The following is a 13,719-nucleotide window of genomic DNA, read 5'->3' on the forward strand; positions in this document are numbered from 1 at the left end:
GATGAGCGCCGGGACGATCGTCGTCGACGGGGCGACGGTGGTCACCGTCGACCGGGACCGGCGCGAGTTCGTGACCGGGCATGTTGTGGTCGAAGGCCACCGGATTGTTGCTGTCGGCACCGGGCCGGCGGCGGCGTACGAGGGAGCCAGGGTGGTCGACGGGCGTGGGTGTGTGCTCACGCCCGGCTTCGTCAACACCCACCACCATCTGTACCAGTGGGTGACGCGGGGACTCGCGCCCGACGCCGGACTGTTCGAGTGGCTGACGACGCTGTATCCGGCGTGGGCCGGCATCGACGAGGAGTCGGTGCACGTCGCCGCGACGGGCGGACTGGCTCAGCTCGCGCGGACCGGGTGCACGACGGCCGCGGATCACCACTACGTGTTCCCTCGCGCGGGCGGCGACGTGTTCGCGGCGGAGATCCTCGCCGCCGCCGAGGTGGGACTGCGGTTCCATCCCGCGCGCGGCTCGATGGACCTCAGCGTGAAGGACGGCGGCTTGCCGCCCGACACGGTGGTGCAGGACCGCGACGAGATCCTGCGCGCGACCGAGGCGGCGATCGACCGCTGGCACGATCCTTCCCCGGGCTCGATGCTCCAGATCGCCGTGGCGCCCTGCTCGCCGTTCACCGTGACCGGGGACCTCATGCGCGAGGCCGCCGAACTCGCCCGCCGGCGCGGCGTACGGCTGCACACGCACCTGGCCGAGACGACCGACGAAGCCGACTGGTGCGAGCAACGATTCGGCTGTACGCCGTCGCAGTACGCCGAAGAGCTCGGCTGGACCGGATCGGACGTGTGGTTCGCGCACGGCATCCACTTCGGCGACGCGGAGATCAAGCGGCTGGGGCACACGGGAACGGGCGTCGCGCACTGTCCCAGCTCCAACGCACGGCTCGGCGCGGGGATCGCCCGCGTGGCCGATCTGCGCGCGGCCGGGTGCCCGGTCGGCCTCGGGGTGGACGGTGCCGCGAGCAACGAAGCCGGCAGCCTGCTCGAGGAGGTCCGGCACGCCGTTCTGTTCGCCCGGGCCCGGGGCGGCCCCCGAGCCCTCGACGTCCGGTCCGCCTTGGAACTGGCGACCTTGGGAGGCGCGCGCCTGCTCGGCCGCGAACACGAGATCGGCTCGATCGAGGTCGGCAAACTGGCCGACCTCGCGTTGTGGCGCCTCGACACACTCCCGCACGCGGGCATCGCGGATCCGGTGGCGGCGCTCGTCCTGGGCGCTCCCCCGCCGCTCGAACTCCTGCTGGTGAACGGGCGGCCGGTGGTGGAGCACGACACGGTAGTCACCGTCGACGAGTCAGTTGTTGCCGCCAAGGTCACGCAAACGCAGCGGGCCCTCCTCGCGAAAGCGAAGTGAGCGTCAGCTGCGGAGCTTGCGTTTGGCCAGGCTTGCGAGGGCGGCTGGGCTGAGGCCGGTCAGCTTGTCGACCTCCGTCTGGTCGACAGCTCCGCACTCGACGGCACGCAGCACGAACCCCGCGAGAGCTGCCGCGGTCGCGGGCTCGTCGAGGTAGCCGGACTCCCCCTGTCCGGCGTACGCGCGAAGGCGAGCGGCGGCGGCCTCCAAGCCCTCGCGGTAGAACGAGTACGTAGCCAGGAAGCGGCTCGGAAGTTGGGCGGGATGCATGTCCCAGCCCTGGTAGATGCCCCGCTCCAGCGAACGCCGGACCAGCCGCGCGTGCAGCCGCCAGGCGGCGTGCACTGCGTCGCGGTCGCCGACGGGCAGCACGTTGGTCGAGCCGTCGGAGACGAAGACGCCGGTACCGGCCGCGGCCAACTGCATCACGTTCTTCGCGTGGTCCGCGACCGGATGCTCCATGCTCTGGTACGCCGCCGCGACGCCCAGCGAGGCCGAGTAGTCGTACGTGCCGTAGTGCAGCCCGGTCACCCGGCCCGCGCCCGCGCCGATCATCCGCGCGATCAGCGCCGTACCGTCCGGCCCGAGAATCGCCTGCGGCGTCTCGACCTGGATCTCGAACGTCAGCCGCGGCGTCCCGTGCGCCCGCTCCACCGCGTCCAGGACCACGACCATCGCCTCGATCTGCTCGACCGAGGTCACCTTCGCGAGCGTGATCACGAAGCCGTCGGTCAACGCCCCGGCCGACGCCAGCTCGCCGACGAACAGGTCGAGCGTGCGCACCCCGCGCCGGCGGCTCGGCGCCTCCAGCGACTTGATCCGCAGACCGTGGTACGGCGGCGCGGTGCCCGCCTCGACGGTCTCCGCCAGGGCCCGGGCCGCGCCGATCGCCGCGGCGTCCTCCTCGTCGTCGGACCGGGTGCCGTAACCGTCCTCGAAGTCGATGCGCAGGTCCTCGATCGGCTCGTCGTCCAGCTTGGCGACGACCCGGTCGTGCACGCCTTCGGCAGCAGGCAGGTCGACCGCCGCGGCCAGCTCGTCCGCCGATCCGCCATGCGCCGCCAGCGCGGCCTTCGCCTCCGCGGCCCACGCCGCGACCGTGCCGGCGCCGTACTGGTCGGCGGGAACGTAGACGGTGTGGACCGGCTGGCGAACCCCGCGATCCCCCGGATAGCGCGCTGCCAGTACGGCGTCCGCCGCGGCCAGCCGTCGGTCCAGCTCGTCGGCGAGAGCGTCGAGCTCCGTCATCCGTCCACCCCATCCAGGCTCATGATTCCGTATCGCGGATACTAATATCTACTCTGCGGAACCGGCAAGCTCTTGAGGTTCCAGCATCTGACGTTAGACTTCCGCCATCCGGAAATGAAGGAGACACCGTGACGGAAGCCAACGGCAGTGCGCGGACCGCCCGCTCGGGTAGCGTGCAGTCCATCGAGCGCGCCTTCGGCCTGCTCGAGATGATGGCCGACGCCGGCGGCATGATGGGCCTGTCCCAGCTCGCCACCGCGTCCGGGCTGCCGCTGCCGACGATCCACCGCCTGGTCCGTACGCTCGTCGAGCTCGGTTACGTCCGCCAGGAGCCGTCCCGCCAGTACGTGCTGGGCCCGAAGTTGATCCGGCTCGGTGAGACCTCCTCGCACATGCTGAGTGTCTGGGCGCGGCCACACCTGGCCCACCTGGTCGACGAGCTCGGCGAGTCGGCCAACCTGGCGATGCTCGACGGCGACCAGATCGTGTACCTGGCCCAGGTCCAGTCCCGGCACTCGATGCGGATGTTCACCGAGGTGGGCCGCCGGGTCCTGCCGCACTGCACCGCGGTCGGCAAGGCGATTCTGTCCCAGCTGCGCGAGCCGGAGGTTCGGGAGTTGCTGCAGCGCACCGGGATGCCCAAGCACACCGAGACCACCATCACCGATGTCGAGGAGTTCGCGGCCCAACTGCGCAAAGCCGAGCAGGACGGCTACGCCACCGACGAGGGCGAGCAGGAGCTCGGCGTGCGCTGCATCGCCGTACCGGTACCCGACGTACCGTCCCGGCTCGCGTTGTCCATCTCGGGCCCGGCCGGCCGGATGACCGAAACCCTGGTGGACCAGGCGATCCCGCTGCTTGCCCAGGCCGCCCGATCCTTGTCGGACGACCTGAACTGAGGACAGTTCAGCGGGCCAGGTCGGTGTGGTGCACCTTCAGCCACTCGCGGAAGCTCTGCAGCTGCGGGTTCAGTTCACGGACCACGTCGAGGTCGCGGTCGCTGGTGAACTGCTCGGCGTTCTCCGCGTAGTACTGGAACATGTTGCCGAACTCGACGGCACCGGGGAACCCGAGCGCCCGGAACTCGTCCCAGCCGTGCGGCTCGTACCGGACCGGCTCGCCGAGCGCCTCGCTCATCGCCGCGACGATCTGCTCGCCGGTCAGGTGCTCACCGGCGATCGCGATCACCTTGCCGACGTACTCCCGACCGCGCCGGAAGATGCCGAGCGCGGTCCGGCCGATGTCCTCGACGGCGATCGCGTTGATCGGGCTGTCGCCCATCGGCAGCGTGAGCACCAACTGCCCGTCGGCGTCGCGGACCGGGGCGAGAGCATCGGTGAGGTTCTCGTAGTAGAAGGTGGTCCGCAGGAACGTCGTCGGTACGCCGGCCGCGCGGAACAGGTCGTCGGCCTCGCTCTTGGCGTCGAAGTGCGGCACCTTGTACCGGCCGTCGTCCAGGCTCGGCACCCGATCGGTGTCACCGAAGTGCTGCCGGGTGTCCTCCAGCGTCGACCAGATCACGTGCTGGACGCCGGCGTCGCGCGCCGCCCGGGCCGCGTTGCCGGCCTGCTCCAACTCCATGTCGGCCGCCGGCCGGGCGGCGGCTTCGGCCGGGCTGCGCTCGGCGAAGTAGTTGGTCACGACGAACGCGCCATACACGCCGTCGAACGCCTTCCGCAGGCTGTCCTGGTCGTCGAGGTCCGCCGCGACCACCTCGGCGCCGCGCGCCGCCAGCTCCTCGGCTCGCGCGCTCCGCGGGTCGCGGGTCAGCGCGCGGACGGCGAACCCCCGGTCCGGGTCGGCCAGGATCGCCTCCACCAGGCCCCCGCCCTGGATCCCGGTCGCGCCGACCACAGCGATGATCTTCGTCATTGTCCAACTCCTTGATCGTCACGGATCTTGACTACCGTGGAAGCGTAGGGCCTGCCGACCGGCTGATCAAGATTCATGACTGTTCCGTGCCGTGACTACCGGTGGACCGGCGGCGATCGTTAAGGTGATCAGCACCATGCGGTGAGAGGAGAGTCGATTGGCCACCCGATCCGAGCTGACGGCCACCGATCCCGACCTCGGCGTGCTGTCCGGCCGCCTGCTGTTCGCGGTCCAGCGGGAGCTCTTCGCGACGCTGGCCGACCAGGGGTTCCACGACCTCAAGCACCGGCACGGCGCCGTGATGGCCTATCTGGATCCGGACGGCGTCCGGGCCACCGAGCTGTCCCGGTTGTCCGGCCAGCACAAGCAGATCATCGGGACTCTGGTCGACGAGCTGGAGGCCCTCGGCTACCTGGAACGACGTCCCGACCCCAGCGACCGCCGGGCGAAACTGATCTGCCCGACCGACCGCGGCCTGGCCCAGATGAAGGCCGCGCACGCGATCATGGCCGGCATCGAGTCGCGCCATGCCGAGCGCCTCGGCCCGCGGAACTACCGGCAGTTCAAGCGGATGTTCCTCGACATCACCGATCACCAGCGCAGCCACGCCGACCCGGCTGGGTGAGAACCCACGCGGGGTGTTGTGCACACCGGCCAACTGGATCATGATGAAAACGCGACGCGCCGTGATGTCGAGCATCCTCCGGCCGCCGCGAGCTCAGACAGCGGGCTGCAGTGAAACCGAAGTTCTCGGAGGCCCCCGTTGTGACGATTTCGGTGTTGCCGGCCCGGCGGACCCGGGAGTTCACCGAGTTCGCGCTGCATCTGCACCGGCTCGACTCCGTCGACGACGTCGCGACCGCGATCGCCGGCGAAGGCTCGCGGATTCTCGCCGACGGCGCCGTCAGCATCTTGCTCAACCACCGGCACCACCTCGTTCCCCAGGTCGCGAGTCACCCCACCCTGCGCGCGGCAGACAGAGTCCAGCTGGAGCTGGAGCAGGGCCCGGCGATCGGCCTCACCGCCGGCTGCGACGCCGTCCACTGCCCGGACCTCGCCGCGAGCGACCAGTGGCCGTTGTGGTCGCCGGTGGCCGTCGCACACGGCTGGCGCAGCTGGGTCACGCTGCCGATGCAGAGCCGCAAGCAGCACCTGCTCGGCGTGCTCAGCTTCGCGCATCCCCGCCCGCACGCGATCACCCCCGAACTCGGCTGCTACCTGCGCGATTTCTCGGTGCATGCGGCGATCGCGCTCGACACCGCGGGCACCCGGTACAACCTGCAACGCGCGATCGAGGCGCAGACCCACGTCGGCCGCGCCGTCGGCGTACTGATGGAGCGCTTCACGCTGGACGCCGACCAGGCCTTCGCGGTGCTGCGCCGGTACTCACAGGACCGCAACCGCAAGCTCCGCGACGTGGCGAGCGAGGTCGTGCACACCCGCCGCCTGCCGCGGTGAACGACACGCACAGGAACGACGGATGCCGCTTCGGCGACGGGGTACCGGTCGGTCGGCTCAGGCAGAGGGCCGGACCGACGATTGCCCGAAGGACCGATCGTGAGCACCGCTTCGCCGAGCGACCGGCTCGGCCAGTTCGCCGACTCCGTCTGGCAGTGGCACCAACTCGAAACCGTCACCGAAGTGGCGGTCGCGATCGCCACCTTGGGATCGCGGCTGCATGACGGCGCCGGTCAGTTCGGCGTGCTGCTGAGTCACCAGCGCCACCTCGTACCGGAGGCGGCGAGCAGCTCCCGGATGGCGCTGACGGACTCCTTGCAGGTCGAGCTCCGCGAAGGTCCCGCGATCGACGCGGCGCGCGACGCCTGCGCCGTCTACTGCCCGGACCTCGCCGACGCCCGGCCGTGGCCACGCTGGGCGCCGATCGCGGTCGAGCACGGCTGGCGCTGCTGGGCCAGCTTGCAGTTGCTCAGTCGCCGCCAGCACGTGCTCGGCGTCCTCAGCTACGCCCACCCTGAGCCCGACGCCGTCACGCCGGAGGTGATCGAGCGGCTGAACGACCTGACGGTGTACGCCGCGGTCGCCATCGACTCCGCCCGGATCCGCGAGAACCTGCGGATCGCGATCGACGCCCAGACCCACGTCGGTCAGGCCGTCGGTGTCCTGATGGAGCGGTACGGCCTGACCGACGACCAGGCCTTCGCCGTTCTGCGCCGCTACTCCCAGGACCAGCAACGCAAGCTGCGCGACGTCGCGTCGGACCTGCTCGAGACGCGCCGACTGCCGGCGCGCCCCGAGCAGTAACCGTCCCTCAGGTCATTCCTTCTTCAGTTTGTCCTGCGCGGTTCCGGCCAGCTTCTCCATCGTGTTGGGCAGGTCGGTGGTGCCGTAGAAGCGCGCGTCGGGGTGGGTCGGCGGCGGCATCGGCGCGGTCGTGGTCGGGCCGTCGTGGTAGGTGAACTCGCCGTTGCCGTCGGGCGTCGGACCCTTGGCCCAGCTGCCCTCACCGGCGGTCTGGCCGTCGCTGAAGTTCAGGTACTGGTACGAGACGTCGGTGTGCTCCTTGGACTGCGGGAAGTTGCTCGGCACCGGCAGCTTCTCGGCGCCCTCCTCGCGCAGCTCCGCGGCCGCGGCCAGCCACATGTTCTGGTGCATCGTGTCCCGGGCGAGCAGGAACGACAGCAGGTCGCGTACGCCGTGGTCGTCGGTCATGTGGTAGAGCCGAGCGACCTGCACCCGGCCCTGCATCTCCGCGTTGGCGTTGGCCTGGAAGTCGGCCAGCAGGTTGCCGCTGGCGGTGATGTAACTGCCCTGCCACGGGTTGCCCATGCTGTCGACCGCCCGCGCGCCCGCGCCGGCGACGATCGCGTGCTGGATGTCGGTGCCACCGATCACCGCCGCGACCGTCGGGTCGTCCTGCACGGCGTCCTCGGTGATGCCGAGCGGCGCCTTCTCCAGCAGCTGGGCGATCATCGTGGCCAGCATCTCCACGTGCCCGACCTCCTCGGCGCCGACACCGAAGACCAGGTCGCGGTACTTGCCCGGTGTGTGCATGTTCCAGCCCTGGAACATGTACTGCATCGCGACGGTGATCTCGCCGTACTGACCGCCGAGCACTTCCTGCAGCTTGCGTGCGTAGACCGCGTCGGCGCGGTCGGGGGTCGACTTGAACTGCAACTCCTGACGATGAAAGAACATTCGCCGCCTCCTCGGGGCTTTGTCGAGCGCGCAGAGTTCCCCTCGTCATCCGCAGCAAACACGTCATTCGCGATCGGTCGCGACGGGCTGCGACCGGTCGCGCGGCGGCATGCCGAAGGCGTCCGGCCCGGCGTTCGACAAGCAACGCCGGGCCGGACGCCCAGGGGTGGAACTCAGGTGTTGCGGACGTTCGCGGCCGACTCACGAGCGTCGCTGCGAACGTCGTCGGCGGCCGACCGGCCTTCGTCCTTGACCTCCGCGGCGGCGTCGGCCGCGGTCTCCTTGACGTGCTGGACCGCTTCCTGTGCGGGCTCCTGCAGGTTCTCCTTGAGTTCCTGCGCGATGCCGGAGGCCTGCTCCTTCAGCGGATCCATCGCCTTGTCCTTGGCCTGTTCGGCCAGCTCCTGCTCCTTGGCCGTCGCCGGCAGCGCGGCCGAGAGCACGTAGCCGAGAGCGAAGGCCACCACCCCGGCGGCCAGCGGTGCGCCGCGGGTCCGCTCCTTGGCCGCACTCGGTGCCGACTCGACGGCGTGGCCGACCTTGCTGCCGGCCTCCTGTACGGCGGACCCGGCCGACTGCACCGAGGACCCCGCACTGCCGCCGAGCGACTCGGCCTTGCCCATCACGCGGTGCCGCAACCGGTCGATGCCGGCCCGGGCGCGATCGGTCCGGCGGTGCACGATCGCGCTCGGACTCACCTTCTCGGTCAGGGCGTCCACGTCCCGGCCGAGGTTCTGCCGGGTCTGCTCGATGTCGCGCCTCAGTTCTTGCGTGTCTTCAGCCATTGCGCGTCCTCCTTGAGGGTCTCGACCGTCTGCTCGGGCTTCGGATTGACGTTCTTCAGCTCCTTGCGCCCGGTGCTGGCGAGCACGGCCGCGACGACGGCCCACACGACCGCCACGATCAGCGCCGCCCAGGCCAGGTGCATGACTTCACCCAGCGCCCACATCGCCGTCAGCGACAGGAACAACGCCAGCATCCAGCCGGCGAACGCCGCACCGCCGAGCATTCCCGCGCCCTTGCCCGCCTGCTTGGCCTCGGCCTGCATTTCCGCCTTGGCCAGCGCGAGCTCCTGCCGGGTCAGCGTGCCGAGGTCCGACGTCAGGTGCGTGACGATCTCGCCCAGCGACGCGTCGCCGTACGACGGAGTGCCGGGCGGCCGGCTGGTCTCGCCGTACGAAGTGCCCGGGTCTCCGGGCCCGCCCGCGGCGTACGATCCGGCCATCTCACTGCCCCGATCCGGGCCCGAACCGCGGCTGCACCGGAGCGCCCGGATCGAGGTCCGGCGCCGAAGGTGTCGGCTGCGGCGGCATTCCCGGCGGGACCGGAGCACCCGGGGCCGATCCGCCCGGAGGCATACTGCCCGGCGGCGGTCCGGCCGGGGGCGGCGGCACCGGCGTTCCACCGGTCGCCAGCGGATCGCCCATCGCCCCACCACCGGCCGCCGGAGTGCCGGGTGTCGCACCGGTCGGCATCGGATCGCGATAGCCCGGGCTGGCGGTCGGCGGCATGCCACTCATCGGAGCGGACGTCGTTCCGTTCGACGACGAGACTCCCGACGGTGAACCGCTCGACGACGAACTGGCCGCCGACATCGCCCGCGTCATCCGGCCGGCGGCCATCCCCGCCACCACGGCACCGAGCAGGAACCGGCCCGGACGCCGGCGGGCCATCACGCGCACGTCCTCGAGGATGTCGGTGAACTCCCGGCCGTCCAGGAATCCCACCGCCCGATCGGTCCAGTCCGCGCCGTGCCGGGCCAGCTGGCCGGCCAGACCCGAACCGTGCTCGGCCATCCCGCGCAGCTCGTCACCCATCGACCGCAGACCGTTCACAGCCGAGTCCCGTTGCTGCCCGGCCTGGCGGCCGAGCTCGTCCCGGGTCTGCCCGAACAACTGCCGCGTCTGCTCCCGGACGTCGGCGGTCACGTCGGCCGCGCCGCTCTTGGCGGTCTCCGCGACCTCACGGGCCGCGCCAGCGGCGTTGTCCTTGAGGTGTTTGGCCTCGTCGCGCGCGGTGTCCACGCCTGAACCACCGGACGCCGTACCGACCTGTTGGTTGGTCGTCATCTGACGTCTCCCTTCTGTGAGCCACCTAGGTATCCCCTCGCGACGGCCGCAAACCGAAACCGGGCGATCGGGCCGGAGGCGCTCGCGCTGCGCAACGCACCTGCCCGTGAATGTCGTTGCCGCGGGCATCGAAACGGGTGGGCGGAGCGGCTGCTCCCCATGCCCTCCGCCGACCCGGCGTGAAACGGAGCGAATGCGCTGCGCGAACCTGGGTAACGGAAGCTATCCGGCTGCTGGTCCAACCACTGCCATCCCGGCCGGACTCCGGTGAGCAGGCTTCCCATGCGTCAATCATCGCTTCTTCCCGCCCGCACCGATCCCGACCGGCGACAGGAGCTGCGCGACCAGCGCGCCGCGGAGATCGAACAGTTGCTCCGGCTCGCCGCCGAGGCCGGCACCCACCGCAGAGCGTCGTACCAGGACCGGGCCGTGGAGCTCGGGCTGCCGATGGCCCACACCCTCGCTGCCCGGTACCGGCAACGAGGCGTCGACGGCGAAGACCTGGAACAGGTCGCCTGCGTAGGCCTGGTGAAAGCCGTCCGTGGCTACCGGCCCGGCCCGGACACCGACTTCCGCTCGTACGCCGTACCGACGATCCGCGGCGAACTGCGCAAACACTTCCGCGACCGGGCCTGGATGGTCCGGCCGCCGCGCCGGATCCAGGACCTGCAGACCGCGATCAACGCGGTCGAGGGTGAACTGGCCGCGCGGCTGCAGCGCTGGCCGACGACCGACGACCTGGCCGAGGCGATCGGCGTACCGGCCGAGGAGATCCTGGACGCGCAGCGCGCCCAGGGCTGCTTCCGCCCGGTCTCGCTGGACGCCCGGCTCCGGTCGGCGCCGGATCTCACCCTGGAGAACGTGATCAGCGGCGACACCGACACCTACGCGCTGGTGGAGCACGTCGAGACGCTGCGGCCGGTCGTCGACAAGCTGCCCGAGCGCGACCGGCTGATCCTGCGGCGGCGGTTCGTCGACCACCGCACGCAGGCCGAGATCGGCGCCGAGATCGGGGTCAGCCAGATGCAGGTGTCGCGGTTGCTGCGCCAGATCATGCTCGTGCTGCGCTCGGCGCTCAGCGCGTGAGGCCCGGGTGAAGCACTTGATTGCCCGGCGGTTCGCGGGGTACCGGTCGGCTGTTTTCGCGGCCGTTGTTCCCGAGCCGCGCCGAGCCGAAAGGAAAGAACCGACATGGCGCAGAACGTCGTCGATCTGATCATGCAGGACCACCGTGAGGTCGAGCGGCTGTTCGACGAGCTGAAGGACAACCCGGAGAAGCGGACCGGCCTGGTCCCGGTGCTGACCACGTTGCTGTCCGCCCACAGTCGCGCCGAGGAGGCCGAGGTCTACCCGGTCGCCGCCGGTGAGGCGGACGAGGCCGACGAGGTCGCGCACAGCCAGCAGGAGCACGTCGAGGCCGACGAGCTGCTGGAGAAGCTGGCCGGCACCGACCCGGAGTCCGCCGAGTTCGAGAAGGTCCTGCAGAACCTGGTCGACGCGGTCACTCACCACGTCGAGGAGGAGGAGACCAAGGTGCTGCCCGGAATGCGGCAGAACCTCAGTGAGCAGCGGCTGCTCGAGCTCGGCGAAGCGTTCGCGGCCAGCCGCAAGAAGCATCTCGGCGAGCAGCCGGAGGACATCACCCGCGGGCAGTTGCAGCAGCAGGCCCGCAACGCGAACGTCTCCGGCACGTCGTCGCTCGGCAAGGACGCGCTGCAGCAGAAGCTCCGCGAAGAGGCCAGTGAGTAGAAGCGTCCCGGTCCGCCCGGCCGAGGCAGCACGTGAGGGAGAGTGCCACATGTTCGACAGCGAAACCGATCCGGCACTCTCCCGCGCCGCCACGGCGCTGAGCGAGGCCACCCGGCTGGAGCAGATCCGCGACGACGAGTCCTCGGAGCGGTGGATGCTGCAGCTCGGCAGCCTGGCCACGGTGATCGACGCCGGTGCCCGGCTGGCCACCTGCCTGGGTGAGCGGTTCGAACACTCCGCCGACACCCGGGCCTGGGGTGGCCCGCCGGCGCACGAGTCGCTGACCGCGGCCAGTACGTCGGCTTTGCAGGCGGCCGCGGCGCTGCACACCGCCGCCGCCCTGATCGCCGAAGCCCACGACCAGCTTCTGGCCCTGCCGCCCGCGCCGGCGCCGGAACCCCCGCGCTGATCGGCCGGCGATGGAACCGGATCCGACGCCCCTCGGCGGGCATGCCATCACCTTCGTCGGCAACGCCACCACGATCGTCCGGCTCGGCTCCTTCACGCTGCTGACCGATCCGAACTTCCTGCACCGCGGCCAGCGCGCCTATCTCGGCAAAGGACTCTGGTCGCGTCGGCTGCAGGACCCCGCGCTCACGATCGCTGAGTTGCCGGCCCTCGACGTGGTCGTGCTCTCGCATCTGCACGGCGACCACTTCGACCGGATCGCGCGGCGCGAGCTGGACCGCTCGGTCCCCCTGGTCACCACCGAGCACGCCGCGCGCCGGCTGGCCCGGTCCGGCTTCGACACACATGCCCTGAACACCTGGGACACCTGGCAGCTGACCCACGCCGACGAGACGCTGACCGTCGAGTCGATGCCGGGCATCCACGCGCGCGGCGTCCTCCAGTCCCTGTTGCCGCCGGTGATGGGATCCCTGCTCACCCACCATGGCCCGAGCGGTACGCCGTACACCGTCTATCTGAGCGGCGACACGTTGACCGGCGACCATCTCGACGCCATCCGGGAACGCTGCCCGGACATCGATGCGGCCGTCGTCCATCTCGGCGGGACCAGGATCCTGTTCTCGACCGTGACGATGGACGCGGTCCAGGGACTCGACTTCCTGCGCCGGATCCGGCCCAGCGTCGCCATCCCGGTCCACTACGACGACTACCGGGTGATGAAGTCCCCGCTCGCCGACTTCCTCGCGGCGGTGAAGGCCGACTCCGAGCCCTGGCGGGTCGCGGCACCGGCGCGCGGGGAGACGATCGAGCTGAAGAGCTCCGCACGTTAGCCCGGGCCGGGGCGGGGAACCGGTCGGTAATGATCGCATCGTTGCTCAGCGCACCCCTGGTCGTCGTCGCGCTCGCCCAAGGCCCGGCCCTGGCCGCGCCCGCCGCTCCGGCCGTCGCGGACGCCGTCACCACGGTCTCGACGATCATCCCGGCCGCGGACAGCCCGTCCCCCTCCCCGTCGCTGGGCGCCACACCGCAGACCGGCGCCGAGGGCCCCGGCGACAACGACGGGGACGCGGCGGACTTCTCCCAGACCGGGCTGGTCTTCATCTCCGCCGGAGCCATCGTGCTGGCCGTCGGCGGCTCGGTGGTCTTCTACCTGATCCGCCGCAACCGTCGCAGTACGTCGGCCTGACCAAGTTCGCCGGATTTGGCCCGCATGCGAGCGGGTTGGCGGGGTACTCCCGACTGGGAGGTTCAGATGGCTACTGAACGCGAGGACGTCACGCTGGTACCGATTCTGTCGCGTGGGCCGCATCGCGACCCGCGCCGGGGCGCCTGCTTCATGGAGTACGCGTCCCACCTCGCCGGGCTCGAGTGGTCGGACCGGCCCAGCTGCACGCATCCCCTGCTGGCCCTGGTGGCCCGGGAGGTGAACGACGAGCTGTCCGACGCCGCCCGCGTGAAGCTCGTCCCGCTGATTCCCACCGTGATCGGGCTGGTCCCGACCGACCCCCGCTACGTACCGGCCCTGGTCGTGCGGTGCGTTCGGCTGGTCGTGCCGGTGGTGTCGCCGCAGTTCCAGCGAACTCTCCTCCGGGCTGTCAGGAGGGCGGAGGAGGTGCTGGCCGACCTCGCGGCAGATCCGCTGCCCCGGGGTGGGCCGACCGGCGATCTGGCCGAAGCGCCGCTGGCCCTCGCCGGCGCGATCCGCGCCGTCACCGACTTCCGGGCCCCGGACGGCGACGCTCTGCTCCACCGGCTGCTGTGCGAGGCCATCGACGAGTCGCGCTCCTGGATGCCCGCGCCGTCCGAACTCCGGGAAGCTCCTCAGGCCATGACGCCGGCGACAACACGCTGAAG

General features: G+C 70.8%; 17 protein-coding genes. 11 read left to right on the plus strand and 6 right to left on the minus strand.

Features of this window, described 5'->3' with window-relative positions:
- The first annotated feature begins 1 nt into the window (after position 1).
- Positions 2-1,363, plus strand: a complete 1,362-nt coding sequence (locus tag ACQPXM_RS22520; protein ID WP_432936207.1) for an 8-oxoguanine deaminase — start codon at positions 2-4, stop codon at positions 1,361-1,363.
- 3 nt (positions 1,364-1,366) lie between these two features.
- Here ACQPXM_RS22520 and ACQPXM_RS22525 read toward each other — a convergent pair whose 3' ends face one another.
- A complete protein-coding gene (locus ACQPXM_RS22525; protein ID WP_432936210.1) occupies positions 1,367-2,611 on the minus strand; it encodes a DUF6986 family protein in 1,245 nt (414 codons plus the stop codon).
- A gap of 128 nt (positions 2,612-2,739) precedes the next feature.
- On the opposite strand from ACQPXM_RS22525, the gene ACQPXM_RS22530 reads away from it, so the two are divergent.
- Positions 2,740-3,510 (plus strand): IclR family transcriptional regulator, encoded by a 771-nt coding sequence (locus ACQPXM_RS22530; RefSeq protein WP_432936212.1) that lies wholly within the window; start codon positions 2,740-2,742, stop codon positions 3,508-3,510.
- Positions 3,511-3,517: 7 nt separating this feature from the next.
- Here ACQPXM_RS22530 and ACQPXM_RS22535 read toward each other — a convergent pair whose 3' ends face one another.
- On the minus strand, positions 3,518-4,483 hold the full coding sequence (locus ACQPXM_RS22535) for an NmrA/HSCARG family protein (RefSeq protein WP_432936214.1): 966 nt from the start codon (positions 4,481-4,483) through the stop codon (positions 3,518-3,520).
- A gap of 157 nt (positions 4,484-4,640) precedes the next feature.
- On the opposite strand from ACQPXM_RS22535, the gene ACQPXM_RS22540 reads away from it, so the two are divergent.
- From ACQPXM_RS22540 to ACQPXM_RS22550, 3 genes are all read left to right on the plus strand, one after another.
- Positions 4,641-5,108 carry a MarR family winged helix-turn-helix transcriptional regulator gene (locus tag ACQPXM_RS22540; protein WP_432936217.1) on the plus strand — a complete coding sequence of 156 codons (468 nt, stop codon included), beginning with the start codon at positions 4,641-4,643 and terminating at the stop codon, positions 5,106-5,108.
- Positions 5,109-5,248: 140 nt separating this feature from the next.
- A complete protein-coding gene (locus ACQPXM_RS22545) occupies positions 5,249-5,941 on the plus strand; it encodes a GAF and ANTAR domain-containing protein (protein ID WP_432936220.1) in 693 nt (230 codons plus the stop codon).
- Positions 5,942-6,040: 99 nt separating this feature from the next.
- Positions 6,041-6,745: a GAF and ANTAR domain-containing protein gene (locus tag ACQPXM_RS22550; protein WP_432936222.1), complete on the plus strand. Its 705-nt coding sequence runs from the start codon at positions 6,041-6,043 to the stop codon at positions 6,743-6,745.
- A 12-nt stretch (positions 6,746-6,757) separates the two neighbouring features.
- Here the strand turns inward: ACQPXM_RS22550 and ACQPXM_RS22555 are convergent, their stop codons facing one another.
- From ACQPXM_RS22555 to ACQPXM_RS22570, 4 genes are all read right to left on the minus strand, one after another.
- Positions 6,758-7,639: a manganese catalase family protein gene (locus tag ACQPXM_RS22555; protein ID WP_432936225.1), complete on the minus strand. Its 882-nt coding sequence runs from the start codon at positions 7,637-7,639 to the stop codon at positions 6,758-6,760.
- A gap of 173 nt (positions 7,640-7,812) precedes the next feature.
- Positions 7,813-8,424 carry a DUF3618 domain-containing protein gene (locus ACQPXM_RS22560; RefSeq protein ID WP_432936228.1) on the minus strand — a complete coding sequence of 204 codons (612 nt, stop codon included), beginning with the start codon at positions 8,422-8,424 and terminating at the stop codon, positions 7,813-7,815.
- Positions 8,400-8,864, minus strand: a complete 465-nt coding sequence (locus ACQPXM_RS22565; protein WP_432936231.1) for a phage holin family protein — start codon at positions 8,862-8,864, stop codon at positions 8,400-8,402. Before ACQPXM_RS22565 ends, ACQPXM_RS22560 begins: the two co-directional genes overlap by 25 nt.
- Before the next feature lies 1 nt (position 8,865).
- Positions 8,866-9,708: a hypothetical protein gene (locus ACQPXM_RS22570; RefSeq protein ID WP_432936233.1), complete on the minus strand. Its 843-nt coding sequence runs from the start codon at positions 9,706-9,708 to the stop codon at positions 8,866-8,868.
- A 282-nt stretch (positions 9,709-9,990) separates the two neighbouring features.
- Between ACQPXM_RS22570 and ACQPXM_RS22575 the strand changes: the two genes are divergently transcribed.
- The 6 genes from ACQPXM_RS22575 to ACQPXM_RS22600 all read left to right on the plus strand — a co-directional run bounded on the left by ACQPXM_RS22575 (position 9,991) and on the right by ACQPXM_RS22600 (position 13,717).
- Complete coding sequence (locus tag ACQPXM_RS22575) at positions 9,991-10,794, plus strand: sigma-70 family RNA polymerase sigma factor (RefSeq protein ID WP_432936236.1); 804 nt, start codon at positions 9,991-9,993, stop codon at positions 10,792-10,794.
- Positions 10,795-10,899: 105 nt separating this feature from the next.
- Complete coding sequence (locus ACQPXM_RS22580; protein WP_432936238.1) at positions 10,900-11,457, plus strand: hemerythrin domain-containing protein; 558 nt, start codon at positions 10,900-10,902, stop codon at positions 11,455-11,457.
- A 49-nt stretch (positions 11,458-11,506) separates the two neighbouring features.
- Positions 11,507-11,866, plus strand: coding sequence for a hypothetical protein (locus tag ACQPXM_RS22585; RefSeq protein WP_432936241.1), 360 nt, complete (start codon positions 11,507-11,509; stop codon positions 11,864-11,866).
- 10 nt (positions 11,867-11,876) lie between these two features.
- Complete coding sequence (locus ACQPXM_RS22590; protein WP_432936243.1) at positions 11,877-12,695, plus strand: MBL fold metallo-hydrolase; 819 nt, start codon at positions 11,877-11,879, stop codon at positions 12,693-12,695.
- Between the two features lie 41 nt (positions 12,696-12,736).
- The gene (locus tag ACQPXM_RS22595) at positions 12,737-13,051 is read left to right on the plus strand and encodes a hypothetical protein (RefSeq protein ID WP_432936245.1); all 315 of its coding nucleotides are present in this window, start codon (positions 12,737-12,739) and stop codon (positions 13,049-13,051) included.
- Between the two features lie 66 nt (positions 13,052-13,117).
- On the plus strand, positions 13,118-13,717 hold the full coding sequence (locus ACQPXM_RS22600) for a hypothetical protein (RefSeq protein WP_432936248.1): 600 nt from the start codon (positions 13,118-13,120) through the stop codon (positions 13,715-13,717).
- Positions 13,718-13,719: the final 2 nt, after the last annotated feature.

Source organism: Kribbella sp. CA-253562 (genome assembly GCF_050942265.1).
Taxonomy (GTDB): domain Bacteria; phylum Actinomycetota; class Actinomycetes; order Propionibacteriales; family Kribbellaceae; genus Kribbella.

Excerpts from the sequence above, each read along its gene's own strand:
- ACQPXM_RS22590 (WP_432936243.1), top strand. The coding sequence starts at position 11,877 with ATGGAACCGGATCCGACGCCCCTCGGCGGGCATGCCATCACCTTCGTC.
- ACQPXM_RS22520 (WP_432936207.1), top strand. The coding sequence starts at position 2 with ATGAGCGCCGGGACGATCGTCGTCGACGGGGCGACGGTGGTCACCGTC.
- ACQPXM_RS22580 (WP_432936238.1), top strand. The coding sequence starts at position 10,900 with ATGGCGCAGAACGTCGTCGATCTGATCATGCAGGACCACCGTGAGGTC.
- ACQPXM_RS22535 (WP_432936214.1), bottom strand. The coding sequence starts at position 4,483 with ATGACGAAGATCATCGCTGTGGTCGGCGCGACCGGGATCCAGGGCGGG.
- ACQPXM_RS22570 (WP_432936233.1), bottom strand. The coding sequence starts at position 9,708 with ATGACGACCAACCAACAGGTCGGTACGGCGTCCGGTGGTTCAGGCGTG.
- ACQPXM_RS22575 (WP_432936236.1), top strand. The coding sequence starts at position 9,991 with ATGCGTCAATCATCGCTTCTTCCCGCCCGCACCGATCCCGACCGGCGA.
- ACQPXM_RS22585 (WP_432936241.1), top strand. The coding sequence starts at position 11,507 with ATGTTCGACAGCGAAACCGATCCGGCACTCTCCCGCGCCGCCACGGCG.
- ACQPXM_RS22555 (WP_432936225.1), bottom strand. The coding sequence starts at position 7,639 with ATGTTCTTTCATCGTCAGGAGTTGCAGTTCAAGTCGACCCCCGACCGC.
- ACQPXM_RS22560 (WP_432936228.1), bottom strand. The coding sequence starts at position 8,424 with ATGGCTGAAGACACGCAAGAACTGAGGCGCGACATCGAGCAGACCCGG.
- ACQPXM_RS22600 (WP_432936248.1), top strand. The coding sequence starts at position 13,118 with ATGGCTACTGAACGCGAGGACGTCACGCTGGTACCGATTCTGTCGCGT.
- ACQPXM_RS22525 (WP_432936210.1), bottom strand. The coding sequence starts at position 2,611 with ATGACGGAGCTCGACGCTCTCGCCGACGAGCTGGACCGACGGCTGGCC.
- ACQPXM_RS22565 (WP_432936231.1), bottom strand. The coding sequence starts at position 8,864 with ATGGCCGGATCGTACGCCGCGGGCGGGCCCGGAGACCCGGGCACTTCG.